Origin of the sequence: Micromonospora sp. WMMB235 (genome assembly GCF_001855515.1) — a bacterium.
Taxonomy (GTDB): Bacteria; Actinomycetota; Actinomycetes; order Mycobacteriales; family Micromonosporaceae; genus Micromonospora; species Micromonospora aurantiaca.
The window spans coordinates 571,616-595,475 of record NZ_MDRX01000001.1 but is presented as its reverse complement, the minus strand read 5'-3'; the positions used below and the strand labels follow the sequence as shown (position 1 = coordinate 595,475).

Annotated in this window: 24 protein-coding genes; 13 read left to right on the top strand and 11 right to left on the bottom strand. The window is 73.8% G+C overall.

The window, feature by feature from the left end; all coding sequences use genetic code 11:
- Positions 1 to 36 precede the first annotated feature (36 nt).
- From BFV98_RS02355 to BFV98_RS02325, 7 genes are all read right to left on the bottom strand, one after another.
- Positions 37 to 1,308 carry an ABC transporter substrate-binding protein gene (locus tag BFV98_RS02355; RefSeq protein WP_071094678.1) on the bottom strand — a complete coding sequence of 424 codons (1,272 nt, stop codon included), beginning with the start codon at positions 1,306 to 1,308 and terminating at the stop codon, positions 37 to 39.
- A 50-nt stretch (positions 1,309 to 1,358) separates the two neighbouring features.
- The gene (locus tag BFV98_RS02350; protein WP_071094676.1) at positions 1,359 to 2,504 is read right to left on the bottom strand and encodes a branched-chain amino acid ABC transporter permease; all 1,146 of its coding nucleotides are present in this window, start codon (positions 2,502 to 2,504) and stop codon (positions 1,359 to 1,361) included.
- On the bottom strand, positions 2,501 to 3,379 hold the full coding sequence (locus BFV98_RS02345) for a branched-chain amino acid ABC transporter permease (RefSeq protein WP_071094675.1): 879 nt from the start codon (positions 3,377 to 3,379) through the stop codon (positions 2,501 to 2,503). Before BFV98_RS02345 ends, BFV98_RS02350 begins: the two co-directional genes overlap by 4 nt.
- Positions 3,380 to 3,391: 12 nt before the next feature.
- Complete coding sequence (locus tag BFV98_RS02340) at positions 3,392 to 4,108, bottom strand: ABC transporter ATP-binding protein (RefSeq protein ID WP_071094673.1); 717 nt, start codon at positions 4,106 to 4,108, stop codon at positions 3,392 to 3,394.
- On the bottom strand, positions 4,105 to 4,911 hold the full coding sequence (locus BFV98_RS02335) for an ABC transporter ATP-binding protein (RefSeq protein ID WP_071094671.1): 807 nt from the start codon (positions 4,909 to 4,911) through the stop codon (positions 4,105 to 4,107). The genes BFV98_RS02340 and BFV98_RS02335 overlap by 4 nt, the downstream gene beginning before the upstream one ends.
- A 138-nt stretch (positions 4,912 to 5,049) precedes the next feature.
- A complete protein-coding gene (locus BFV98_RS02330) occupies positions 5,050 to 6,258 on the bottom strand; it encodes an RNA polymerase sigma factor (RefSeq protein WP_071094669.1) in 1,209 nt (402 codons plus the stop codon).
- Positions 6,255 to 6,605, bottom strand: coding sequence for a YciI family protein (locus tag BFV98_RS02325; RefSeq protein ID WP_071094667.1), 351 nt, complete (start codon positions 6,603 to 6,605; stop codon positions 6,255 to 6,257). The genes BFV98_RS02330 and BFV98_RS02325 overlap by 4 nt, the downstream gene beginning before the upstream one ends.
- Here BFV98_RS02325 and BFV98_RS02320 point away from each other — a divergent pair.
- From BFV98_RS02320 to BFV98_RS02290, 7 genes are all read left to right on the top strand, one after another.
- Positions 6,564 to 8,054 (top strand): FAD-dependent oxidoreductase, encoded by a 1,491-nt coding sequence (locus tag BFV98_RS02320; protein WP_350815893.1) that lies wholly within the window; start codon positions 6,564 to 6,566, stop codon positions 8,052 to 8,054. The genes BFV98_RS02325 and BFV98_RS02320 overlap by 42 nt on opposite strands.
- Positions 8,055 to 8,180: 126 nt before the next feature.
- The gene (locus tag BFV98_RS02315) at positions 8,181 to 8,927 is read left to right on the top strand and encodes a lysozyme (protein WP_071094666.1); all 747 of its coding nucleotides are present in this window, start codon (positions 8,181 to 8,183) and stop codon (positions 8,925 to 8,927) included.
- Positions 8,928 to 9,015: 88 nt separating this feature from the next.
- On the top strand, positions 9,016 to 9,690 hold the full coding sequence (locus tag BFV98_RS02310; protein WP_071094664.1) for a peptidoglycan recognition family protein: 675 nt from the start codon (positions 9,016 to 9,018) through the stop codon (positions 9,688 to 9,690).
- A gap of 194 nt (positions 9,691 to 9,884) precedes the next feature.
- Positions 9,885 to 10,250 (top strand): helix-turn-helix transcriptional regulator, encoded by a 366-nt coding sequence (locus BFV98_RS02305; protein ID WP_071094663.1) that lies wholly within the window; start codon positions 9,885 to 9,887, stop codon positions 10,248 to 10,250.
- Positions 10,247 to 10,888: an SRPBCC family protein gene (locus BFV98_RS02300; RefSeq protein ID WP_071094661.1), complete on the top strand. Its 642-nt coding sequence runs from the start codon at positions 10,247 to 10,249 to the stop codon at positions 10,886 to 10,888. Before BFV98_RS02305 ends, BFV98_RS02300 begins: the two co-directional genes overlap by 4 nt.
- Positions 10,889 to 11,296: 408 nt before the next feature.
- Positions 11,297 to 11,893 carry an NADAR family protein gene (locus BFV98_RS02295; RefSeq protein WP_013286732.1) on the top strand — a complete coding sequence of 199 codons (597 nt, stop codon included), beginning with the start codon at positions 11,297 to 11,299 and terminating at the stop codon, positions 11,891 to 11,893.
- A 34-nt stretch (positions 11,894 to 11,927) separates the two neighbouring features.
- Positions 11,928 to 12,437, top strand: a complete 510-nt coding sequence (locus BFV98_RS02290) for an NUDIX domain-containing protein (protein ID WP_013476504.1) — start codon at positions 11,928 to 11,930, stop codon at positions 12,435 to 12,437.
- 150 nt (positions 12,438 to 12,587) lie between these two features.
- Here BFV98_RS02290 and BFV98_RS02285 read toward each other — a convergent pair whose 3' ends face one another.
- Complete coding sequence (locus BFV98_RS02285; RefSeq protein ID WP_013286734.1) at positions 12,588 to 13,754, bottom strand: LLM class flavin-dependent oxidoreductase; 1,167 nt, start codon at positions 13,752 to 13,754, stop codon at positions 12,588 to 12,590.
- Positions 13,755 to 13,897: 143 nt separating this feature from the next.
- Here BFV98_RS02285 and BFV98_RS02280 point away from each other — a divergent pair, with 143 nt between their 5' ends.
- From BFV98_RS02280 to BFV98_RS02255, 6 genes are all read left to right on the top strand, one after another.
- Entirely contained in the window at positions 13,898 to 14,869 is a 972-nt protein-coding gene (locus BFV98_RS02280) for a sulfonate ABC transporter substrate-binding protein (RefSeq protein ID WP_071094659.1), read from the top strand.
- Positions 14,866 to 15,702, top strand: coding sequence for an ABC transporter permease (locus tag BFV98_RS02275; protein ID WP_071094658.1), 837 nt, complete (start codon positions 14,866 to 14,868; stop codon positions 15,700 to 15,702). The genes BFV98_RS02280 and BFV98_RS02275 overlap by 4 nt, the downstream gene beginning before the upstream one ends.
- Positions 15,675 to 16,400: an ABC transporter ATP-binding protein gene (locus BFV98_RS02270; RefSeq protein WP_071094656.1), complete on the top strand. Its 726-nt coding sequence runs from the start codon at positions 15,675 to 15,677 to the stop codon at positions 16,398 to 16,400. Before BFV98_RS02275 ends, BFV98_RS02270 begins: the two co-directional genes overlap by 28 nt.
- A 16-nt stretch (positions 16,401 to 16,416) precedes the next feature.
- The gene (locus BFV98_RS02265) at positions 16,417 to 17,823 is read left to right on the top strand and encodes a selenium-binding family protein (RefSeq protein ID WP_071094654.1); all 1,407 of its coding nucleotides are present in this window, start codon (positions 16,417 to 16,419) and stop codon (positions 17,821 to 17,823) included.
- Positions 17,820 to 18,455 (top strand): hypothetical protein, encoded by a 636-nt coding sequence (locus BFV98_RS02260; RefSeq protein WP_071094653.1) that lies wholly within the window; start codon positions 17,820 to 17,822, stop codon positions 18,453 to 18,455. The genes BFV98_RS02265 and BFV98_RS02260 overlap by 4 nt, the downstream gene beginning before the upstream one ends.
- Before the next feature lie 83 nt (positions 18,456 to 18,538).
- The gene (locus BFV98_RS02255; RefSeq protein WP_071094651.1) at positions 18,539 to 19,822 is read left to right on the top strand and encodes a sulfite oxidase; all 1,284 of its coding nucleotides are present in this window, start codon (positions 18,539 to 18,541) and stop codon (positions 19,820 to 19,822) included.
- Positions 19,823 to 19,829: 7 nt separating this feature from the next.
- On the opposite strand, the gene BFV98_RS02250 is transcribed toward BFV98_RS02255, so the two are convergent.
- The 3 genes from BFV98_RS02250 to BFV98_RS02240 all read right to left on the bottom strand — a co-directional run bounded on the left by BFV98_RS02250 (position 19,830) and on the right by BFV98_RS02240 (position 23,715).
- A complete protein-coding gene (locus tag BFV98_RS02250; RefSeq protein WP_030268561.1) occupies positions 19,830 to 20,372 on the bottom strand; it encodes an RNA 2'-phosphotransferase in 543 nt (180 codons plus the stop codon).
- 275 nt (positions 20,373 to 20,647) lie between these two features.
- On the bottom strand, positions 20,648 to 21,697 hold the full coding sequence (locus BFV98_RS02245) for an aldo/keto reductase (protein WP_071094650.1): 1,050 nt from the start codon (positions 21,695 to 21,697) through the stop codon (positions 20,648 to 20,650).
- 77 nt (positions 21,698 to 21,774) lie between these two features.
- On the bottom strand, positions 21,775 to 23,715 hold the full coding sequence (locus BFV98_RS02240; protein WP_071094648.1) for an ABC transporter ATP-binding protein: 1,941 nt from the start codon (positions 23,713 to 23,715) through the stop codon (positions 21,775 to 21,777).
- Between the last annotated feature and the right edge of the window lie 145 nt (positions 23,716 to 23,860).

The following is a 23,860-nucleotide window of genomic DNA, read 5'->3' as shown; positions in this document are numbered from 1 at the left end:
CGACCGGCACCCGGCCACCCGGCGACAGCACTGTGGTCAGGACGTCGGTACGGCGTCCGCCGGCGGGTTCGTCGGCGGCTCGGTGAACTCGGTGACCGCGCCGTCACCGTCGTCGGTGGTGTACGCGGGACCGAAGTACTCCTGCGCGCCGTTGCTCACCTTGGTCAGCCGGACGCCGCCGTAGCCGGCGTGCACGCCGTCGGCGTACCGGAAGGGGACCAGGCCGGGCCCGCGGAAGCCGCCCTTGCGCACGGCCTCGACCAGCTTCTCCCGGGTGGGGTCGGGCCCGGCGGCGAGCATCGCCTGGACGAACGTGTACGCCATCGAATAGCCGTAGATCGCGTTGCCGTCGACCGGGTTGCCCGCGTTGTACTTCTGGTGGATCTTGGTGAACTCCTGGATCCACGGGTTCGCGGTGTCACTCACGTTCGGCAGGTAGTTGTCGGCCACCATGCCCTCGAGGATCACCTTCTTGTCGCCGAGCTGCGCGGACAGCGTGGTGTAGTCGGCGCCCACGTTGGACACCACCCACTGCGCCTTGAAGCCCTGCCCGGCGGCCTGGCCCATGGCGAGCGCGGTGAAGCCGGGGATGGTCGCCGAGATGACCACCTGGCAGCCGGCCGCGCGCAGCGCGCCGATGGCCGGGCCGACCTGCTGGTTGGTGGTGGTGTACGTCTGCTTAGCCGCGACCGGGCCGAGGACCTGCTCGACGCCGGCCAGCGAGTCCCGCCCGAAGTCGTCGTTCTGCCCGAAGTGGCAGACCTTCGCGCCGGGGAACTCCCGCTTGACGTAGCCGGCCAGGATCTTGCCCTCGACGGTGTAGTCGGGCTGCCAGCCGAACGTGGTCGGGTACTTGTCCGGCTGGTTCCAGTTGCGGCTGCCGGAGGCGACGAACAGGTCCGGCACCTTCTGCGTCTTGACGAACTCCAGCACGTTCGTGTGCGTGGGCGTGCCCAGGCCGCCGAGCAGCGCGAAGACCTTGTCGTCGAGCACCAGCTTGCGGACCACGTTCTCGGTGTTGGCGGGGTTGTAGCCGTCGTCCATGACCTTGTAGACGATCTTCCGGCCGTGCACGCCGCCCTTGCTGTTGACGTGCTCGAAGTACGCCTTCGTGGCGGCGGAGATCTTCGAGTAGCCGGGCGCGGCCGGTCCGGTGAGCGGTTGGTGGGTGCCGATGACGACCTCGGAGTCGCTGACGCCGGGGACGTTCTCGGCGGCTTGCTTCTCGTCGTCGGCGCAGGCGGGCAACGCGGCCAGCAGGGCCAGGCCGGCGGCGGCCGCGAGAACGCGGCGGGTGGTGGGGCGCATGGTTCTCCAATCCGGTGCGACGGTGCGAACGGTGGGTGGAACCGGTGGGGTCAGCGGTCCGGCGACCGGCGGGGCGCGCGCCGGCTGCGGACGGCCGCGCGCAGCCGGGCGCCGACGGCGCGCACGCCGCCCTGGAGGCCGCCCGGGGCGGCGAGCATTACGACGATGAGGATCAGGCCGAACACGGCGAGCGCGAGGTTGCCCTCCAGCCGCTGGGCCAGCCCGGCGGAGAGGTCGAGGTGTTCGGTGAGCAGGCCGGGCAGGTCCTGGAGCGCCACCAGCAGCACCGCTCCCCAGACCGCGCCGGCCAGGCTGCCCAGGCCGCCGATCACGATCGCCATGAGCAGGAACAGCGACAGGTCCAGCGGGAACTTGCCGGGCGCGACGGTGGCGGTGAGCATGGCGTACACGCCGCCGCCCAGGCCGGCGCAGGCGGCGCTGACCACGAACGCGAGCACCTGCGTGCGGGCCACCGGGATGCCGGCGAGCCGGGCCGCGACCTCGTCGTCGCGGACCGCCCGCAGGGACCGGCCGAAGCGGCTGCGCACCAGGTTGGCCAGCAGCAGCATGGTGAGCAGCGCGGCGGCCAGCGCGATCCAGGCCAGCCAGCGTTCCGGCTGGAAGTAGGCGCCGAGCGCCGCCGGCGGCGTCTGCGCCGGGAACGGCAGTCCCTGCTCGCCGTTGAACACGCCGGTGAAGATCGTGGTGACCGCCGGGACGAGCGTCGCCACGGCCAGTGTCACGCCGGCCAGGTAGGGCCCGCGCAGCCGGGCCGCCGCCAGCCCTACCACGAGCCCGCCGAGCGCGGTCACCGCGACGGCGGCGAGCAGTGACGCGGGCAGCGTCCACCAGCCGCGTACGGCCCGCTCGTCGAGGGCCTGCTGGGTCAGGGCCATCGTGTAGGCGCCGGTGGCCATCAGCGCGCCGTGCCCGAGGGAGAGCTGGCCGTTGAGCCCGACCAGCACGGTGTGCCCGGCGGTGACGCAGAGGAACGCGCAGACGCGCGCCACCTGGAGGTTCTGGTACGGCGCGAGCTGGTTGGTGACCAGCACGACGAGCGTGCCGAAGAACACGGCCACCGCCAGGTGACGCAGCAGTGTGGAGCCGCGCGCCTCGCGTCCGGCCGGTGCGCCGGGGAGCAGCCGCCGCAGCGCCGACGGTGCGGCGGGGGCGACCTCGGTGGGGGTGCTCGTCACACGTGCCTCGCTCTCGCCGCGGAGAAGAGCCCGCCGGGGCGGACCAGCAGGACGGCCAGCAGCAGCACCAGGACGGCCAGCGGGGTGGTGTCCGGTCCCAGGTAGCCGGTGACGTAGGACAGGATCAGCCCGACCAGCAGGCCGCCGACGACGGCGCCGACCGGGCTGTCCAGGCCGCCGACCACGGCGGCGGTGAACGCGACCACGAAGACCAGGTCCATGGCGTGCGAGTGCAGGCCGAGTCCGGTGGGGACGACCAGCATCCCGGCCAGCGCACCGACCCCGGCGGCGAGCGCCCAGCCCAGCGTGAGCATCCGGCCGACGCTGACGCCGAGCAGCCGGGACACCTCGGGGGCGAACGCGGCGGCCCGCATCCGCAGGCCGACCGGGGTACGGGTGAACAGCAGCGCGAGCAGCGCCACCACCGTGAGCGCCGAGCCGAGCACCCACAGGTCGTACGGGGACAGCGCGGCCACCCCGGCGATGGTGAGCGCGTCGGTGTCGAACGGCGCCGGGGCGGGCCGGTAGTCGTTGCCGAAGACCATGCCGAGCACCGCCTGGATGACGAGCACCAGGCCGAGCGCGACGATCACCTGGTTGAGCGGGCCGCCGGGGCCGGCGAACCGCATCAGCACCCGCTCCACCAGCGCGCCCAGGGCCAGTCCGGACAGGATCGCGGCGGCCAGGCCCAGCCAGTACGAGCCGGTGGCGGAGACGACCGCGTACCCGACGTAGGCGGTGGCCACGGCCATCGCGCCCTGGGCGAAGTTGACCACCCGGGCGGCCCGCCAGATGAGCACCAGCGCGAGCGCGAACGCCGCGTAGACCGCCCCGGCGGCGAGCCCGTCGAAGGTGAGGAACCAGAACCGCTCCATCCGCGCCCCTTCCTAGAATCCGAGGTACGCGTGCCGGAGCTGGTCGTCGTCGCGCAGCCGGGCGGCCGGCGCGGCCGTCACGACCTGCCCGAGCGACATGACGATGCCCTGGTCGGCGACGGACAGCGCGGTGCGCACGTTCTGCTCGACGAGCAGCACGGTGAGCCCTCGTTCGTCGCGTAGCCGCCGCAGCAGCGCCATGATCTGCGCGGCCACCTTGGGCGCCAGCCCGAGCGACGGCTCGTCGAGCAGCAGCAGCCGGGGACGGGCGATCAGCGCCCGGCCGATCGCGAGCATCTGGCGTTCCCCGCCGGAGAGCTGGTGTCCGGCGTGGTCGCGTCGGCGGGCCAGCGCGGGGAACAGCTCGTACACCTCGTCCAGCGCGCGCCGGGCGTCGGCCCGGTCGCGCCGCCACAGCCCGCCCAGGCGCAGGTTCTCCGCCACCGTCAGCTCGGTCACCACGCCGCGTCCCTCCGGCACGTGCGCGAGGCCGCGCCGGACCAGGTGTTCCACCCGGACGCCGCGCAGGTCCTCGCCCGCGTACCGGACCCGGCCGCCGGTGGGCCGGAGCAGACCCGAGAGGGTACGCAGCAGCGTGGTCTTGCCCGCGCCGTTGGCGCCGAGCACGGCGGTGACGGTGCCGGCCGGGACGGTGAACGCGACGTCGCGCAGCACCGGCACCGGTCCGTAGCCGCAGCTGAGCGCCTCGACCTCCAGCACGGCGGTCACAGCGTGCTCCCCTCGGTCGGCACGTCGGCGCCCAGGTACGCCTCGGTGACCCGGGGGTCGTCGCGGATGCGCTCCGGCGGGCCGGCCGCGATCACCTTGCCGAAGTCGAGCACCACCAGTTCGTGGCAGACGGACATGACCAGGTCCATGTGGTGCTCGACGAGCAGCACGGCACAGCCGTCGTCGCGTTCGGGCAGCGCGCGGACCAGGTCGGCCAGCTCGGCCACGTCGTCGGCGCCGAGACCGCCGGCCGGCTCGTCGAGCAGCAGCAGCCGGGGGCGGGCGATCAGCGCGCGGGCCAGCGCGACCCGCTTGCGGACCGGGTACGGCAGGGTGGCCGGCGCCGCGTCGGCGTACTTCCCGATGCCCAGCTCGGCGAGCAGGTCCAGCGCCGCCGCGCGCAGCCGCCGCTCGTCGTTGTCGCTGCGGGGCAGGCCGAACAGCGCGGAGGCGAAGCCGGCGCGGGCGGTGTGGCTCGCGCCGGCGACCACGTTCTCCAGCACTGTGAGCCCGGCGAACAGCCCGACGCCCTGGAGCGTGCGGGCGATGCCGAGCCGGGTGAGGGCGTGCGGGCTGGGCCGGAACGGCCGGCCGTCCAGGGTGAGCGAACCCTCGGTCGGCCGGACGAAGCCGCAGACCACGTTGAACAGGGTGGTCTTGCCGGCGCCGTTGGGCCCGATCACGCCGACGACCCGGCCGGGCGGCACCCGCAGCGAGACGTCGTCGAGGGCGACCAGGCCGCCGAAACGTACGCCGACGTGGTGCAGTGCCAGGCCGTCGGCGGCTGTGGCCGGTGGGCTCATCGTCACCTCGTGCCGGTCGACGGAGCGGGAAAACTAATTACACCGGGAGTGTACTTTTCTCTGCCGCCGCGTCAATGCCCCGACGATCACGGTTCATTCGCCGGGGTTACCGGCCTCCAACGTGCACTGTCGGTGTGATCATCTCGGCATGCGGTCGCGGGCGCGGCGCAGGAACGTCTGCTCCGCCGCGTTACCCGTCCCGGCGATCGCCGCGTCGTACGCCGCCCAGGCCTGCGCCGGGCGGTCCAGGCGGCGCAGCAGGTCGGCCCGGATCGCGTGCCACACGTGGTAGCCGCCCAGGTCCAGACCGTCCACAGCGGCCAGCCCGGCCGCCGGTCCGCGTACCTCGGCCAGCGCGACGGCCCGGTTCAGCGCCACCACCGGCCCGGGCGCGACGGCCGTCAACTGGTCGTAGAGCGCCAGGATCTGTCCCCAGTCGGTGGCGGCGGCGGTGGGCGCGTCCGCGTGCACCGCGCCGATCGCGGCCTGGATCTGGTACGGGCCGGGCCGGCCCCGCCGCAGGCACCGGCGGACCAGTTCCTGCCCCTCGGCGATCAACTCCCGGTCCCACCGGCCGCGGTCCTGCTCGGACAGCGAGACCGGCACCCCGTCCGGGCCGGTCCGGGCGGCGCGGCGCGCCTCGGTGAGCAGCATCAGCGCGAGCAGGCCGAGCGCCTCCGGCTCGTCCGGCATCAACGTCACCAGCAGCCGGCCCAGCCGGATCGCCTCGGCGCCCAGTTCGGCGCGGCCCAGCCGCTCCCCCGCGCTCGCCGTGTGTCCCTCGTTGAAGATCAGGTACACCACGGCGAGCACCCCGCGCAGCCGGTCCGGCAGGTCCGCGTCGCGCGGCACCCGGTACGGGATACCGGCGTCGCGGATCTTCGCCTTGGCCCGGACCAGGCGCTGGGCCATCGTCGTCTCCGGCACCAGGAAGGCCCGCGCGATCTCGGCGGTGCTCAGGCCACCGAGCAGGCGCAGCGTCAACGCCACCCGGGCGGGAGCGGCGAGCGCCGGGTGGCAGCAGGTGAAGATCAGGCGCAGGCGGTCGTCGGGCACGGGCCCCTCCTCGGCGGGCGGGTCGTCGGCGGCGTGCAGCAGGGCGGCCTCGGCGTGCCGCGCCTCCCGGGTCGCCTCGCGCCGCAACCTGTCGATCGCCCGGTTCCGGGCGGTGGTGATGATCCAGCCGGCCGGACTGGGCGGCGGTCCGTCGGCGGCCCAGCGCGTCACGGCGATCGCGAACGCCTCCTGGACCGCCTCCTCGGCGAGGTCGATGTCGCCGAGGAGACGGACCAGGACGGCTACCGCGCGGCCGTACTCGGCCCGGAAGACGCGTTCGACGTCGGTCATCCCTCGCCCTGGAACGGGCGGACCTCGATCGGCAGCGTGGTGGCCAGGGCGTAGCGGCGGCCCCAGTCCAGCGCGGCGTCCAGGTCCGGCGCCCGGATGACGGTGACGCCACCCAGGTACTCCTTGCCCTCGGCGAACGGCCCGTCGGTGACCAGCACCTCGTCACCGGCCGGGCGCAGCACGGTGGCGGTCTGCGGGTCGTGCAGGCCGTTGCCGAACACCCAGCACCCGGCCTCCCGCAGGTCCCGGCCGATGGCCTCGACCTCGCGCATCACCCCGGCCAGGAACTCCGGGTCCGGACGGCCCTGGCCGGCCGGCTGGTACATGCTGATCAGGTACTGCTTCATCGGTTTCTCCTCGTCACCGCCGGACGGCCCCGCGCCGTCCCTTCACCCTCCACACGAACGGTGGGCGCCCGTTTCGACACGCCGGGCCGGGTGAATCCGGCCGGGAGCGGGGTACGCCGACGCGTGCGCCGCCACCGGGTCGTCGTCGTGGGCGCCGGGTTCTCCGGCCTGGCCTGCGCGCTCGCGCTGGACGCGGCCGGCGCGCAGGTGCGGGTGCTGGAGGCGCGGGATCGCGTGGGCGGCCGGACACTGAGCCGCCCGCTGCCCGGCGGCGGCTGGCTGGATCTCGGCGCGCAGTGGATCGGCCCGACCCAGGACCGGATGTACGCGCTCGTCGCCGCGTACGGCCTGACCACCTTTCCCTCCCCCGCGTACGGTGCGCCGACGCTGCTGCTCGGCGGGCGCCCGGCCACCGGCGAACCGCCCGGGCTGTCCGGGCTGCTCGGCACACTCGACGAGATGGCGGCCGGGCTCGACCCGGCCGCGCCGTGGCGGGCGGACGACGCGGTCCGGTGGGACCGGATCACGCTGGGCGGCTGGCTCGACGCGAGCGCGGCCGACCCGGTCACCGCCCGGTACGCGGGCCGGCTGCTCGCCGGTGGGCTACTGGCCGCCTCACCGGACGAGGTCTCGCTGCTGCACATGCTGTTCTACCTGCGCAGCGGCGGCGGCACCCGGTCGCTGCTCGGCATGGCCGGTGGCGCCCAGCAGGACCGGCTGGTCGGCGGCCCGGCCGTGCTGGCCGAGCGGATGGCCGCCGCGCTGCCGCCGGGGAGCCTGTGCCTGCGCGCGCCGGTGGACGGCGTCGCGCAGGACGGCGACGGCGTGCGGGTGCGCGCCGGCGGCGAGACGTACCGCGGCGACGCGGTGGTGGTGGCGCTGGCGCCGGCGCTGGCCGGGCGCATCCGGTACGACCCGCCGCTGCCGCCGCTGCGCGACGGCCTGACCCAGCGGATGCCGATGGGTGTGGCGCTGAAGGTGCACGCGCTCTACCCGGAGCCGTTCTGGCGCGCCGACGGCCGTTCCGGCGTGTCCAGCACCGACACCGGGCCGCTCACCGAGACGGTGGACAACTCGCTGCCGGACGCGCCGGGCGGGGTGCTCACCGCGTTCAGCTACGGGGCGCAGGCCCGGGCGCTGCGCCGGCTGCCGGACGACGCGCGCCGGGACGCGCTGGGCGACGCGCTCGCGGCGATCTTCGGCCCGGCCGCCGCGCGCCCCGACGACCTCGTCGAGTACGACTGGTCGGCCGACGAGTGGACGCGCGGCTGTTTCTGCGGCGTCCTGCCGCCCGGCGCGTGGTGTGCGTACGGCCCCGAGTTGCGGACGCCGGCGGGCCGGGTGCACTGGGCCGGCACCGAGACGGCGACCCGGTGGAACGGCTACCTGGAGGGCGCGGTGACCGCCGGCGAGCGCGCCGCCGCCGAGGCGCTCGCCCAGCTCGGCTGAGCGCCCTATCCAGTGAGATTCTTCGATGCAATCTATTGAAAAGTTTCTCCGCCCTGTGACCTAATGACGACAGTTCCTTTCGTCATACTCCCGCCGCCGGAGCGCGGCAACCCCCAGGGAGGACAGATGCACAGGTCGATCCGATCGGCGCTGCGCGCGGCCGGAGCCGCGCTGCTCGCCACCGCCACCGTCGCCGCGGCGACCCTGTTCGGGGCGGCCCCCGCCGGCGCCGCTCCGGCCGGGCTGCCCGGGATGGACGTGTCCAGCTACCAGGGCAACGTGAACTGGTCCGGGGCGTGGGCCAACGGCGCCCGGTTCGCGTACGTCAAGGCGACCGAGGGCACGTACTACACCAACCCGTACTTCGCGCAGCAGTACAACGGCTCGTACAACGTCGGGATGATCCGCGGCTCGTACCACTTCGCCCGCCCGGACACCACGAGCGGCGCCACCCAGGCCAACTACTTCGTCGACCACGGCGGCGGCTGGTCGAAGGACGGGCGGACGCTGCCCGGCGCGCTGGACATCGAGTACAACCCGTACGGCGCGACCTGCTACGGGCTGAGCCAGGCGTCGATGCGCAGCTGGATCGCCTCGTTCGTCAACCAGTACTACGCCCGCACCGGCCGGTGGGCCACCATCTACACCACCACCGACTGGTGGAGCACCTGCACCGGCAACACCTCGCAGTTCGCCGCCAACAACCCGCTGTGGATCGCCCGGTACGCAAGCAGCGTCGGCACGCTGCCGGCCGGCTGGGGCACGTACTCGTTCTGGCAGTGGTCCTCCTCCGGGGTCTTCCCCGGTGACCAGAACGTCTGGAACGGCTCGCTCGACCGGCTGCGCGTCCTGGCCTGCAACGGACCCTGCTGACCCCGGCCCGGGCGTGGCGGGCGGTGCCGGTCCCGCCACGCCCGGCGTACCGGCCGATCCGGCGCCCCCCTTCCGCGAGGAGGTTGCGATGTCCCTTCCCGTCCCCCGGCGGACCGTGCTGCGCGGCGCGGTCCTGCTCGGCGCCGCCGCCGGCGTCGGCGCGCTGACCCAGATCGGCTCCGGCCCCGACGCGCGGGCCGCCGCCACCCGGGTCGACCAGCCGACCATCGCCAACTGCGCGACCTGGGGCGCCCGCCCGCCCTCGTCGCCGGTGAGCGTGGTGGCCAGCCGGCCCAACAAGATCATCGTCCACCACACGGCGTTCCCGAACACCACCGACTACAGCCTCGCCCAGGCGTACCGCAACTCCCGCGACATCCAGAACCTGCACATGGACAGCAACGGCTGGCTCGACTCCGGGCAGCACTTCACCAACAGCCGGGGCGGCTACCTGACCGAGGGCCGGCACGGCAGCCTCTACGCGCTGCTGCACGGCCAGACGATGGTGCAGGGCGCGCACTGCGTCGGGCAGAACAGCCAGGCCATCGGCATCGAGAACGACGGCATCTACCTGGACGTGCAGCCGCCGCAGGCACTCTGGAACAGCCTCGTCACGTTCTGCGCGTTCACCTGCCAGCAGTACGGCATCGCGCCCACCGAGATCTACGGGCACAAGGACTTCAACAACACGCAGTGCCCGGGGCTGCTGCACGACCGCCTGCCGGAGCTGCGCCGTACCGTCGCCGCCCGTCTCGGCGGCTGACCACGGGGGTACGCGGGGCGCCCGGGTGCGACGGGCGCCCCGCGTTGCGCGCGCCCACTGTGTCAGCGCTCGCTGCGTCAGCGCTCGCTGCGTCAGCGCTCGCTGCGTCAGCGCTCGCTGCGTCAGCGCCCACTGTGTCAGCGCTCGCTGTGTCAGCGCTCGCTTATATAAGCTGGGTCTGATACAAAGGGGTCGTGCACGCCTTCGACGTTCTCGGCGACCCGGTCCGCCGCCGGATCCTGGAACTGCTCGCGGACGGCGAGCAATCCGCCGGCACGCTCGGCGAGACCGTGCGGCGCGAGTTCGGCATCAGCCAGCCCGCCGTCTCCCAGCACCTCAAGGTGCTGCGCGAGCACGGCTTCGCCACTGTGCGCGCCGAGGGCACCCGCCGCCTCTACGCCGTGGATCCCGGCCCGCTGCGCGAGATAGACGCGTGGCTGGACGGGTTCCGCCGCTTCTGGACGCCGCCGCTGGCGGCGCTCGCCACCGAGCTGGCCCGGGGCCGCCGCGAACGACGGCTGCGCGAGGACACCACCGACGACGAGAGGACCGAACCATGATCGACGTGACCGGACAGATCAGCGCCGTCGAGCGCCGCATCGGCGACCGTACGCTCCCCGCAGGGCGCGCGCGGGTGCTCACCATCGCCCAGACGTACGACGCGCCGGTGGCCGACGTCTTCGACGCGTGCACGAACCCGGAACGGATACCCCGCTGGTTCCTGCCGGTCTCCGGCGACCTGAGCCTCGGCGGCCGGTACCAGCTGGAGGGCAACGCGGGCGGCACCGTCGAACGCTGCGACCCACCGCACGGCTTCGCCGCCACCTGGGAGTTCGGCGGCGAGGTGAGCTGGATCGAGGTACGGCTGCGCGAGGCGGGACCGGGGCGTACCCGCTTCGAGCTGGAACACGTCGCGCACGTCGACGACCAGCGGTGGGCCGAGTACGGTCCGGGCGCGGTCGGCATCGGCTGGGACCTGGCACTGGTCGGTCTGGCCTCCCACTTCGCCATCGACGACACGGGCGTCGACCCGGCCGCCGCAGCCGACTGGATGGCCTCACCCGAGGGCCTGCGCTTCGTCACCGAGTCCAGCAGAAGCTGGACGACGGCAAGCATCGAGGCCGGCACTCCCACCGAGCAGGCACAAACGGCAGGCACCCGAGTAACCGCGTTCTACACAGGCGCCCCCACTCCCTGACCTTCTCCCACCCGCCCCTCCCCTCTCCCCGCCCCCTCTCCCCGTCGATCTTGCACTTTGCGCCCGCAGAATGTCCGATAGGCACGTTATGAGGGGCACCAAAGCGCAAGATCGACGGGGAGGGCGGCTCAGGTCTTGGAGATCTTGGTAGGAAATGGCCCTCATGGGGGCCCGTTCGCTCCAAGATCTCTCGGGATCTCGTGATGCGGGACGGCCTTCTCTGCAGTCAAGATGCGCGGTCGGCTCGGGCAGGCGAATGTGGCTCGACGTCGCGAGGCGCGCGTGGTCGGAATGTCGACGTGAGCGGACGAGCCGAGGCAGCGGGCGGGGAGCGCGGGGCCGGACGGAGATGTCCGTGGTGGACGGTGACGTCGGTGTGCCGTCCCCGGGGTGAAATGCGGCGGTGGGATGTCGGTGGGGTGGGGCAGACTGCGGGGCATGCCGATCCGCTCCGTCACCGACCTGACCACTGCGCTCGACGCGGGTCAGACGGTCAAGTACCTGCACTTCTGGGGGCACCGGCCACGGCCTGACGGCAGCGTCGGCGCGAGCTGCCTGAGCCAGTGGTGGCCGGCGGCGTTCACAGTCGACGGCCGGGAGTTCGCCACCGCCGAGCACTGGATGATGTGGCACAAGGCCACGCTCTTCGGGGACCACGCGATCGCCGAGCGGGTGCTGGCCGCCGGGCATCCGCACCGGGCCAAGGCGCTCGGCCGGCAGGTCCGCGACTTCGACGAGGCGACCTGGACGGCCCGCCGCTACGAGATCGTGGTGGCCGGCAGCGTCGCCAAGTTCGGCCGGCACGAGCCGTTACGGCGGTTCCTGCTCGGCACCGGCGACCGGGTGCTCGTCGAGGCCAGCCCGACCGACCGGATCTGGGGCATCGGCCTGACCGCCGACGATCCACGGGCTGCCGACCCGGCTACCTGGCGGGGCGACAACCTGCTCGGGTTCGCCCTGATGGAGGCGCGCGCCACGCTCGCCGGCCGAGGGGGTGACGCCTGACCTCGGGCCGGGGGTCCGGGTAACGTGCTGCGGCGTGACCGCGTACTCGCACTGCTCGTTCTGCGGCGCTGCCTACCCGGCGGACTCCGGGTGGCCGCGTGTCTGTTCCTCCTGCGGCGAGACGGTGTGGCGCAATCCGCTGCCGGTGGCGGTGGCGGTGCTGCCGGTCCGCACGCCGGAGGGGCTCGGCGTGGTGGTGGTACGCCGCGACATCGAACCGGCCCGGGGGCAGCTCGCGCTGCCGGGCGGCTTCATCGAGTACGGCGAGGAGTGGTCCGAGGCGCTCGTGCGTGAGCTGCGCGAGGAGACCGGGCTGCGGGCCGAGGCCGGCGAGGCGCGACTGTTCGCGGTGCACGGCGCTCCGGCGGGCGGCACCATGATGGTCTTCGGCGTGCTGCCCGAGCGGCCGGTCGGTGACCTGCCGCCGTCGGCGCCGACCGAGGAGGCCACCGAGTGGCTGGTGCTCACCGATCCGGTCGAGCTGGCCTTCTCCACGCACACCCGGGTGCTGGCCGACTTCCTCGCCGAGCAACGCCCGATCTGACCGGAACCGGGGGCCGCCCGATCTGACCGGAACCCGGGGGCCGCCCGATCTGGCCGAGGCGACCCCGGGCAGCGCCCGGCCCTGACCGCGACGAATCCGGCAGCGCCGGACGGCCCGGCACGCTCCAGCCCGGAAACGGGCGCGGCGGGGTCAGACGCGGGCCGGGACCGGCTGGGGTGAGAACGGCACGGCGGCCGGCGCCTCGGTCTCCGGCTCGCCGGCCGGGTGCCGCCACAGCCCGCGCCGCCGCAGGATCGGCAGCACGCCCTCGCCGAACCAGTACGCCTCCTCCAGGTGCGGGTGGCCGGAGAGGATGAACTCGTCCAGGCCGAGCGCGTGGTACTCGGCGATCCGGTCGGCGACCTCGGTGTGGCTGCCGACCAGCGCGGTGCCCGCGCCGCCGCGTACCAGGCCGAATCCGGCCCACAGGTTCGGCGAGACCTCCAGCCCGTCGCGGGAGCCGCCGTGCAGGTCGAGCATCCGCCGCTGCCCCTCGGACTCGCTGCGCCGCAGCCCTTCCTGCACGGCGCGCACGTCGGCCTCGGGGATGCCGTCGAGCAGTTTGCGCGCCTGGGCCCACGCCTCCTCGGCGGTGTCCCGGCTGATCACGTGCAGCCGGATGCCGTACCGCAGCTCGCGGCCGGCCTCGGCGGCGAGCCCGCGGATCCAGTCCAGCTTGCCGGCCACCTGCGCGGGCGGCTCGCCCCAGGTCAGGTACACGTCGCTGTGCCGTACCGCCACCGGCCCGGCCGCGCCGGACGAACCGCCGAAGTAGACCGGCGGCACCGGGTCGGGCACCCGGCCGAGCCGGGCTCCCTCGACTCGCACGTGGGCGCCGTCGTGGTCGACCGTCTCGCCGCGCCACAGCGACCGCACCACGTGCAGGAACTCGTCGGTACGCGCGTAGCGGGCGTCCTTGTCCAGGAAGTCGCCGTACGCGCGCTGCTCGGCGGACTCGCCGCCGGTGACCACGTTGAGCAGCAGCCGCCCGCCGGACAGGCGCTGGAACGTGGACGCCATCTGCGCGGCGAGGGTGGGTGAGAGCAGGCCGGGCCGGAACGCGACGAGGAACTTCAGCCGCTCGGTGACCTCGGTGAGCATGGCGGTGGTCAGCCAGGCGTCCTCGCACCAGGCGCCGGTGGGGGTGAGCGCCCCGGCGAAGCCGAGCTGCTCGGCGGTGCGGGCGATCTGCCCCAGGTACGCGACGCTCGCGGGCCGGGCGCCGCCGGCGGTGCCGACCGGTACGCCGTGGCCGCCGCCCACGATGTCCCGGCTGTCGCCGTAGGTCGGCAGGAACCAGTGGAAGGTGAGCGACATGGTGTACCTCCGGTGCGGGATCGGGCGGGTCGCCTCCTGAGTGGTGGGACGACCACGCCGACACACTACCCATAAAACCTATCGGTTTGGTAGGTTGCTGTCGCCCGCCGACGGCCGGGCCCATCCCTCCCCGAGGAGTCGCCATGCGTACCCCCAGATCGCGCCGCCGGCCGGTGGCCGCGCTGCTCACCACCCTCGCGCTGCTCGCCGCGACGGCGCTGACGGCCTGCGGCGGCGAGGCGGCCGACGCCAGTGGCGGCGGCGACGGCCCGCTGCGGATCGGCTATCAGCGCTTCGGCGGGCTCAGCCTGGTCAAGGCGCGCGGCGACGCGAAGAACGTCACCTGGTCGCTGTTCGAGAGCGGACCGGCCCTGACCGAGGCGCTCAAGGCCGGCTCGATCGACATCGGCCAGGTCGGCGAGGCGCCGCCGGTGTTCGCCGCCGCCGGGAAGATCCCGTTCTCCGTGGTCGGCACCTCTCAGCCGATCCCGCAGGGCGAGGCGGTGCTGGTCAAGGCGGACAGCCCGTATCGTGGATTCGCCGACCTACGCGGGCGCACCGTCGCGCTGAACAAGGGCTCCAACGTGCACTGGCTGCTGGTGAAGCTGCTGGAGGCGAACAAGATGACGCTCGCCGACATCAAGGTGAAGTACCTCAAGCCCGCCGAGGGACGGCCCGCGTTCGACAACGGGCAGGTCGACGCGTGGATCATCTGGGATCCCTACTTCGCGCTTGCCGAACAGCCGGGCGTCCGGGTGCTCGCCGACGCCACCGGCCTGGCCGGCAATCGTGAGTACGTGCTGGCCGCGCCGGACGCGGTGAAGAACCGCACCGCCGACGTGCAGGCGTTCCTGAACACGTACCGGCAGACCACCGACTGGGGCATCGCCCACCCGGGCGAGCGGGCCGCCATCCTCGCCCCGGAGCTGAAGATCCCGCTCGACGTGACCACCCGGGCGCTGGCCCGAAGCGCCAAGCCGCTCGCCCCGGTCACCCCGGAGATCGGCGCGGAGTTGCAGGCCATCGCCGACAGCTTCGTGGAGCTGAAGCTGGTGCCCGGACCGGTCGACATCGCCGGCCGGATCGACGGCCGGTTCAACGAGGCGTTCCAGTGAGTGGTCCGGCGCTGGCCGAGGCGACCGCTCCGGTCGTACCCGATCGGGCGACGCCGCGGCGGTCGCGGGCCCGCGTCTCGCGGCGGTGGCGGCGTGCGGTGAGCCCGGTCGTGCTGGCGCTCGGCTGGGAGGTCGCCGCGCGGACCGGGCTGCTCGCCCCCGAGAAGCTGCCCGCGCCCAGCGCGGTGCTCGCGACCGGGTGGCGGCTGGCGAGCGACGGGACGCTCGGCGTGCACCTGCTCGACTCGCTCACCCGCGCCGCGCTCGGCCTGCTCATCGGCGGCGGCCTGGCGCTGGTGCTCGGCGCCGCGGCCGGGCTGCTGCGCCTCGGCGACGACCTGGTCGACCCGCCGGTGCAGATGGCCCGGATGCTGCCGCACCTGGGCCTGGTCCCGCTGCTGATCATCTGGGTGGGCATCGGCGAGTCGCTGAAGGTCACGCTCGTCGCGCTCGGCGCGTTCTTCCCCATCTACTTCAACACGTACGCCGGCATCCGCGACATCGACGAGCGGCTGGTGGAGGCGGCGCGCACCTGCGGCCTCGGCGCGGCGGCCCGGCTGCGGCACGTGGTGCTGCCCGGCGCGCTGCCGGCGCTTTTCCTCGGGCTGCGGCTGGCCATCGGCGCGGCCTGGCTCAGCCTGGTCGTCGGTGAGCAGGTGAACGCGCAGACCGGCGTCGGGTTCCTGATGATGGAGGCGCGCGAGTTCAGCCAGACCGACGTGGTGGTGCTCGGCCTGCTCATCTACGCGCTGCTGGGGCTCGCCTCCGACCTGCTCATCCGGTACGCGGAGAGGAGGACGCTGGCGTGGCGACGCGGACTGCGCGCGACCTGACCGGGCCGGTGCTCACCGCACGGGCGGTGACCCGGTCCTTCGGCCCGGCCGTGGTGCTGGCCGGGGTGGACCTGACCATCGCCGCCGGCCAGACGGTGGCGCTGCTCGGCGGCAGCGGCTCCGGCAAGAGCACGCTGCTGCGCGTGCTCGCAGGGCTCGACGGCGACGCGGGCGGCGAGCACGCGGTGCACGGCACCGCCGCCGTGGTGTTCCAGGAACACCGGCTGCTGCCGTGGAAGCGGGTGGCCGACAACGTGGCGCTCGGCCTGACCGGGCCGGACGTGGGCGGGCGGGTCGGCCGCGCGCTGGCCGAGGTCGGGCTCGCCGACCGGGGCCGGGCCTGGCCGGCGGAGCTGTCCGGCGGGCAGGCGCAGCGGGTCGCGGTGGCCCGCGCGCTGGTCCGCGAACCGGACCTGCTGCTGCTCGACGAGCCGTTCGGCGCACTCGACGCGCTGACCCGGCTGCGCATGCAGGGGCTGCTGCGGCGGCTGCGCGCCCAGCACGGCTTCGCCGCGCTGCTGGTCACCCACGACGTGGAGGAGGCGCTGCTGCTCGCCGACCGCGTCCTGCTCCTCGACGACGGCGTCATCGCCGAGGAGGTGCCGGTACGCCTCGGCCCGTCCCCGAGCCCCGACGACCCGGCCCTCGGCGCGCTGCGCCGCCACCTGCTCGACCGCCTCGGCGTACCCGCCGGCTGACCGCGAGGGAGACCCGATGACCCGCTGGACGCCCGACCCGACCTTCTACCCCTCCCCCGCACTCGCCGCGACCGCGCCGGCCGAGAAACTCGCCTACGTCGCCGCGTTCGACCGCGCCGGGCAGCGCCCCGACGCCATCGCGGTGCTCGACACCGACCCGGACTCCGACTCGTACGGCCGGGTGGTGGGATGGACGGAGCTGCCGAACACCGGCGACGAACTGCACCACTTCGGGTGGAACGCGTGCAGCAGCGCGCTCTGCCCGACCGCGCCGCACCCGCACGTGGAACGCCGCTACCTGATCGTGCCGGGCCTGCGCTCGTCCCGGATCCACGTGCTGGACACCAAGACCGACCCGCGCCGCCCCGAGCTGGTCAAGGTGATCGGAGCGGAGGAACTCGGCAGGCGTGCCGGGTACTCCCGCCCGCACACGGTGCACTGCGGGCCGGACGGCATCTACGTCTCCGCGCTCGGCGGCGCCGACGGGCAGGAGGGGCCGGGCGGCATCGCCGTGCTCGACCACACCACGTTCGAGGTACGCGGCGCGTGGGAGGCCGACCGCGGGCCGCAGTTCCTGGCGTACGACTTCTGGTGGCACTACACGCAGGACGTGCTGGTCACCAGCGAGTGGGGCACGCCATCGATGATCGAGGACGGCATCGTCGGTGAGCTGCTGCTGGGCCGCCGGTACGGGCACGCGATCCACTTCTGGGACCTGGCGAGGCGCCGGCACGTGCAGCGCGTCGACCTCGGCGACCAGTACCAGATGCCGCTGGAGCTGCGGCCCGCGCACGACCCGACGAAGTCGTACGGCTTCGTCGGCGTGGTGATCAGCGTCGAGAACCTGTCCGCGTCGATCTGGCTGTGGCACCGCGACGGCGACGCCTGGGCGGTCACCAAGGTGATCGACATCCCGGCCGAGCCGGCCGACCCGGCCGACCTGCCGGAGCTGCTCAAGCCGTTCGGGGCGGTGCCGCCGCTGGTCACCGACATCGACCTGTCCGTTGACGACAGGTTCCTGCACGTCTCCTGCTGGGGCACCGGCGAACTGATCCGCTACGACGTCAGCGACCCGTTCCACCCGGTACGCGTCGGCTCGGTACGCCTCGGCGGCATCGTCAACCGCACCCCGCACCCGGCGTTCCCGGACGAGCCGCTGGCCGGCGGGCCGCAGATGGTCGAGATCAGCCGCGACGGCCGCCGCGTCTACGTCAGCAACTCGCTCTACGGCGCCTGGGACGACCAGTTCTACCCCGACGGGGTGGGCGCCTGGGTGGCGAAGCTCGACGTCGACCCGGAGCACGGCGGCCTCGTGCCGGACCCGCGGTTCTTCCCGCGCGGCGAGGAGTTCCGCGGCCTGCGCGTACACCAGACCCGGTTGCAGGGCGGCGACGCCTCGTCCGACTCGTACTGCTTCCCGTGACCGGCGCGACCTGGGCGGTGCTGGCCGGCCTCGGCGCGTTCCACGGCCTGAACCCGGCGATGGGGTGGCTGTTCGCGGTGGCCCGGGGCCTGCAGGAGCGCCGCCGGGCCGCGCTGCTGGCGGCGCTGCCGCCGATCGCGGCCGGTCACCTGGCGTCGGTGGCGGTGGTCGCCGCGCTGGTCAGCGCCACCCGGTCGGTGACGGCGAGCACGCTGGTCGCGGTGACCGGCGGGGTGCTGCTGGTCGGGTTCGGGCTGTGGCGGCTGCTGTCCGAGCGGCACTTCCGGTGGGCCGGGATGCGGCTGTCGGCGGCGCAGCTCACCGCCTGGTCGTTCCTGATGTCCGCGGCGCACGGCGCGGGCCTGATGCTGCTGCCGGTGCTGCTCGCCGAACCGGCGGCCGGCGCCAGCCCGCACGCCGGGCACCTCGCCGCGCCGGCCGGCGCGCTGACCGGCCTGCTCGCCGCCGCCGTGCACACAGTCGCCATGCTCGCCGTCGCGCTGGTCGTGGCCCTGCTGGTGTACGAGGTGCTCGGCGTCGGTGTGCTGCGCCGGGCCTGGTTCAACGTCGACCGGCTGTGGGCCGGTGTGCTCGTGGCGGCCGGGGTCGTGACGCTGATCGGCGCGGCGTGAGGTCGCCGCCACCTGCGACGGATCGATGAAAAGTCCTACTGATTGAATAGGAAAGGCAGCGTCGCCTACCCCGGAGGTCAGCCGTGAGTCAGTCCCCGTCCCCCGCCGAAGCCGTCCACGACGCCGACCGGAGCCGGCAGTGGCTCGCCGGGCAGGCGCACGGGCCGGGCGTCGACCGCGACCGGCTGCTGGAGGTGGGCGCTGCGATGGCCGCGGTGACCGCCGCCGCCGCGGAGCGCGAGCCGGTCGCGGTGGCGTCCGCGCCGGTCGGCGTCGACCCCGGCGCGCCGATCGTCAAGCCGCTGCCGCCGGACCTGCTGCGCCCGCTGGACACCAACGCCGAGATGCGCTGGCCGTCGATGGCCGGCCAGGGGTACGTGGTCCCGATCGACCGCTTCTTCGTCCGCAACCACACGGTCACCCCGCACCTGGACGCGGCCACCTGGCGGCTGCGCCTGTTCGGCGACGGCCTGCGCGGCGCACCGACCCGGGACAACCCGGTCGAGTTCGACCTCGATGAGCTGCGCCGGCTGCCCGCCGAGGAACACGCGGCGCTGCTGGAGTGCGCCGGCAACGGGCGGCGCTACTTCGCCGAGCAGCAGGACGAGCCGACCCCGGGCGTGGCGTGGGGGCTGGGCAGCGTCGGCGTGGCGCGGTGGCGGGGCGTGCGGCTCGGCACGGTGCTGCGCCTGGCCGGGCTGCGCGACGAGGCGGTCGACGTGATGCCCGAGGGCCTCGACCCGGACTACGTCTCCGGCGGGGTCAACCTCGGCCGGGTACGCCGCCCGATGCCGGTCGCGAAGGCGCTCGACGACGTGCTGCTGGCGTACGAGATGAACGGCGAGCCGCTGCCCCCCGACCACGGCTTCCCGGTGCGGGTCGTGGTGCCCGGCTGGGTCGGCATCTCCTCGATCAAGTGGGTGGGCGCGATCGAGGTCTCCACCACTCCCCTGTTCTCGCCGTGGAACACGCAGTTCTACCGGATGTTCGGCCCCGGCCACCCGGCCGACGGCACAGTGCTCACCGCCCAGCCGGTACGCAGCGCGTTCGAGCTGCCCTGGGACGCCCGGGTGCCGGCCGGCGAGGAGATGCTGCTGACCGGCCGTTCCTGGTCCGGCAACGGCCCGATCGCGCACGTCGAGGTGGACACCGGCGACGGGTGGCGCCCCGCCGACCTGGTCGCCGCGGACCGGGGCGGAGCCTGGCAGCGCTGGACCGTCAGGTGGTGCCCCCCGGCAGCGGGCCGGCACGTCCTGCGCGCCCGCGCCACCGACTGCACGGGCGCCGTCCAGCCCGACCGGGCCGCGCCGAACGACCTCGCGTACCTGTTCGACGCCGTCGTGGCCCACCCGGTGACCGCCTGCTGACCGCCGCTCAGGTGGTGCTGAGGTAGGGCGGCGGCACGGTGTCGGTGAGCCACACCCCGTTGGCCGAGCGGTAGAACAGGTACCCGGCCTCGGCCATCGCCGCCGCGTCCACGGTCAGCACCACCACCGCGCCGCCCCGGCGCGCACCGACGCGCCGGGCCGTCGCCACGTCAGGCGACAGGTGTACGTGGTGCCGCCCGCCCCGGCGCAGCCCCTGCGCCCGGATCGCGTCCAGCACGGCCTCGCCGGTGCCGTGGAACAGCCGGGGCGGCGGCGCGGCCGGGGTGAGGCCGAGGTCGACCGGAATCGAGTGCCCCTGGTTGGCGCGGATCCGGTCGGCCCCGTCCGGACCGGCCTCCACGGCGAAGCGCTGCTTGTCGTTGCCCGCGACCACGGCGTCCAGCTGGGCGCGGCTGATCCTCAGCCCGGCGAGCACGTCGGCCACCGGCACCCAGCCCGCCCGGTCGAGGAGCAGCCCAAACGTGTCAGGCCGGTGCCGCAATGCCAGCGACAGCCGCTTGCTCACCCGAACGAGATCGCGATGTTCCACCCGCCCAGTCTGATTCCGCCCTCGCCCCTTGTCGACGCAGTTCCCCTGCCCGCCCTCCCCCTCAGCCCTCGCCCTCCCGGCCTCGCCTCCCCCGCCGCTCCCGCGTCGCCTGGCCTCGCCCCCGCCTTTCCCGCGTCGCCTCGCCCCGCCTCGCCCCGTCGATCTTGCGGTTTCGGCCCCTCGGATGCCCGGTTCGCACTCTTTGCCGGGGCAGGAAGCCCATGATCGACGAGCCGGGGCGCCGAGGGTCGGGACGGAGGCGGGAGGGGCGAGGGTCAGGCTGCGGCCCGCTCCGGGAGGGGGCGGCGGCGGTGGGACGGGTCGGTCAGCGTGGGCGGGGACCAGGCGCCATCGGGCTGGTAGAGGTTCGTACCGGGCGGGACGATCTCGTCGATCCGGTCCAGCACCGCGTCGTCGAGCGTCAGCTCCGCCCCGGCGAGCAGCGCGTCCAGTTGCTCCATCGTGCGCGGTCCGATGATGGTCGAGGTGACCGCCGGGTGCGCGGCGGCGAACGCCACGGCGAGTTGCGGCAGCGTGCAGCCCACCTCGTCGGCGAGCGCGACCAGTTCCTCCACGGCGGCGTACTTGGCGGTGTTGCCCGGCAGCGCCGGGTCGAACCGGGCCGGGGTGAGCGCCGGGCGGCCCGCGCCGAGGTCGACGGGCCGGCCCTGCCGGTACCGGCCGGACAGGAACCCGGAGGCCAGCGGGCTCCACACCAGCACACCCATCCGGTAGCGGCGGCAGACCGGCAGCACCGACGTCTCGATGCCGCGCGCCAGGATCGAGTACGGCGGCTGCTCGGTGCGGAAGCGGCCGAGCGCCCGCCGCTCGGCGACGTGGTGCGCCTCCACGATCTCCTCGGCCGGGAAGGTCGAGCAGCCGAACGCGCGGATCTTCCCGGCCCGGACCAGGTCGGTCAACGCGCCGAGCGTCTCCTCGACGTCGGTGGTGTGGTCGGGACGGTGCACCTGGTAGAGGTCGATCCAGTCGGTGCCGAGCCGGCGCAGGCTGTCCTCGACCGCCCGGACGATCCAGCGTCGCGAGTTGCCGCCCCGGTTGGGCCCCTCCCCCATCGGGAAGTGGACCTTCGTGGCGAGCACCACGTCGTCGCGGCGGCCGCGCAGAGCCTTGCCGACGATCTCCTCCGACTCGCCGGCCGAGTACATGTCGGCGGTGTCCACGAAGTTGATCCCCTGATCGAGTGCCTTGTGGACGATCCGGGCACAGTCGTCGTGGTCGGGGTTGCCGACCGCGCCGAACATCATGGCGCCGAGGCAGTGGACGCTGACCTCGATGCCGGTGCCGCCGAGGACGCGATAGCGCATGTGAACTCCCTGGGTTGCACCGCGCCGGCCGGGTGGCGCGCGGTCCGGTCACGGTAGGAGTTCGAGTGCGCTGGAGGTCAACTCTCGGCCGCGGGTTCCGCGCTGCCGGCGAGGTAGCCGGCCGCCTGCAACTCGAACAGCTCTCGGTAGAGCCCGCCCTGGGCCATCAGCGTGTCGTGGTCGCCTGACTGCACGAGCCGGCCGTGGTCCATCACGAAGATCCGGTCGGCGTGCCGGACGTTGGCGAGCCGGTGGGTGATCAGCACGACGGCCCGGTCCGGGTGCCGCCGCAGGTGCTGGAAGAGGGCGTGCTCGGCACGCGCGTCAAGCGCCGCGGACGGCTCGTCGCAGATCAGCAGCCGGGCGTCACGGTAGAGGCCGCGTGCGGCCACCAGCCGCTGCCACTGCCCACCGGACAGGTCCTGGCCGTCCTTGAACTGCCGGTCCAGCAGCGTGTCGTACCCGAACGGCAGCTCGCTGATCATGTCGTGGGCGGCGGCGTCGCGGGCGGCGGTCTCCACGCTGGGCCCGGGCCCGCCGGCACGGTCGTGGCGGCCGACGCGGATGTTCTGCCGGGCGGTGAACGGGAACCTCCACCAGTCCTGGCTCATCACCGCGACCTGGGCGGCGGTCTGCCGTGGGTCCAGTTCGGCGGCGTCCACGCCGTCCCAGCGGATCGTGCCGCCGGTGGGCCGGTACAGGCCGGCGATCAGCTTCGCGAGGGTGGTCTTGCCGGAGCCGTTCTCCCCCACCAGCGCGATCACCTCACCGCGCCGGACCGTGAGGCTGACCTCGTCGACCGCCGCGCTGTCGGTGTCCGGGTAGCGCAGGCTGACCCGTTCGACGTCGATGCGCGTGAACCCGTCGACCGGCAGGTGCCCGCCGGCCGGGATCCGCCGGGTCGCCCGGTCGAGGAAGTCGCGGTAGTCCTGGTAGTAGAGGGCGTCCTCGTAGAGCGAGTTGGTGGCGAAGATCGCCGTGCGCAGGCTCGTACGCGCGGACTGGAGCGCCAGCAGCGCGGTGGCCGCCGCCGCGAGCGCCACCACGCCCCCGACGAGCAACGTCCCCAGAACCGCGTAGAGCCCGAACGTGGCGATCCCAGTGACGGACAGGCCGATCGCCCGGGTGATCGTCTGCGCCCGGGCCAGGCGCAACTCGGCGCGGGTCTCCAGGCGCGTCATGAGGTGGTACTCCGAGAGCAGGAAGTCGCGCATCTGGTAGGCGCGGATCTCGGCCGCGGTGTGCCGGTTGGCCATCAGGTCGCCCAGCATCCACTTGCGTCGCCGCCGGGTGATCCGGGCGAGCCAGTCGACGTGCTGGCGGCGGGCCATCCGCACCGCCGTCACCGCCTCCGGCGCGGCGGCGACGACCAGGCAGGGCAGCAGAAGCGGGTGGATGATCGTCACCGCGGTAGCCGTGGCGATCACGCCGACCACACCGGTGACCAGGTTGACCGTGTCGTTGACCAGGGAGCCCGCCTCGACCAGTCCCCGGTCGCGGGCGCGGTCCATCTCCTCGGCGAAACCGGCGTCGTCGAAGGCGGCCAGCTCCACCGCTGACGTCGTCTCGAACAGCCGCCGCTCCACTGTGAAGTTGATCTGCGGTACGAGCCGGGCCTGCGCCCATCCGGCGGCGATGGTCAGTGCGCCGCGCCCGGCGACGGCGGCCGCCGCCAGCGTCAGGGCGGGCAGCGCCGCCCGGATGCGGTCCGGTGTCGGGCCGGCTGCGAACAGCTGGTGGAGCACTCCGGTGGTGGCGAGCAGGCCCAGCGTGGTGAGCACACCGGCGGCGACGTTGAGACCCAGCGACGCGGCGGTGTCCCGGCGGCTGGTCGCCCAGGCGAGACTGATCGCCTCGCGGATCAACGCGGGCAGCCGGCGTGCCACCGACCAGAATCCGGTGTGGGCCAGCTCGGTGGCCCGGTGCATCCAGTGCGGATCGACGAGCTCGGGCAGGGTCGTCTCCCCCGCCGGCTCCTCCGGGTCGGACGGTGGACGAGGGTGGATCACCCCGGCCATGGCACCCCCTCGACGCGTTCGGGCAGCAACGCTGGATACTACTTTCCGCTATCGAAATATGTCATTCAGTAACCGGCGTGTCGTACAGACGTCCCAACGGCGTGTCCCGCGGCGGTGACCGGAAAGACCCGCCCGCACGGTGGTC

Bases quoted from the DNA above. Each gene is read 5' to 3' on its own strand.
- BFV98_RS02315 (WP_071094666.1), top strand. From the start codon at position 8,181: ATGCACAGGTCGATCCGATCGGCGCTGCGCGCGGCCGGAGCCGCGCTG.
- BFV98_RS02280 (WP_071094659.1), top strand. From the start codon at position 13,898: ATGCGTACCCCCAGATCGCGCCGCCGGCCGGTGGCCGCGCTGCTCACC.
- BFV98_RS02335 (WP_071094671.1), bottom strand. From the start codon at position 4,911: ATGAGCCCACCGGCCACAGCCGCCGACGGCCTGGCACTGCACCACGTC.
- BFV98_RS02330 (WP_071094669.1), bottom strand. From the start codon at position 6,258: ATGACCGACGTCGAACGCGTCTTCCGGGCCGAGTACGGCCGCGCGGTA.
- BFV98_RS02265 (WP_071094654.1), top strand. From the start codon at position 16,417: ATGACCCGCTGGACGCCCGACCCGACCTTCTACCCCTCCCCCGCACTC.
- BFV98_RS02285 (WP_013286734.1), bottom strand. From the start codon at position 13,754: ATGTCGCTCACCTTCCACTGGTTCCTGCCGACCTACGGCGACAGCCGG.
- BFV98_RS02345 (WP_071094675.1), bottom strand. From the start codon at position 3,379: ATGGAGCGGTTCTGGTTCCTCACCTTCGACGGGCTCGCCGCCGGGGCG.
- BFV98_RS02325 (WP_071094667.1), bottom strand. From the start codon at position 6,605: ATGAAGCAGTACCTGATCAGCATGTACCAGCCGGCCGGCCAGGGCCGT.
- BFV98_RS02355 (WP_071094678.1), bottom strand. From the start codon at position 1,308: ATGCGCCCCACCACCCGCCGCGTTCTCGCGGCCGCCGCCGGCCTGGCC.
- BFV98_RS02310 (WP_071094664.1), top strand. From the start codon at position 9,016: ATGTCCCTTCCCGTCCCCCGGCGGACCGTGCTGCGCGGCGCGGTCCTG.
- BFV98_RS02240 (WP_071094648.1), bottom strand. From the start codon at position 23,715: ATGGCCGGGGTGATCCACCCTCGTCCACCGTCCGACCCGGAGGAGCCG.
- BFV98_RS02300 (WP_071094661.1), top strand. From the start codon at position 10,247: ATGATCGACGTGACCGGACAGATCAGCGCCGTCGAGCGCCGCATCGGC.
- BFV98_RS02295 (WP_013286732.1), top strand. From the start codon at position 11,297: ATGTCGGTGGGGTGGGGCAGACTGCGGGGCATGCCGATCCGCTCCGTC.
- BFV98_RS02245 (WP_071094650.1), bottom strand. From the start codon at position 21,697: ATGCGCTATCGCGTCCTCGGCGGCACCGGCATCGAGGTCAGCGTCCAC.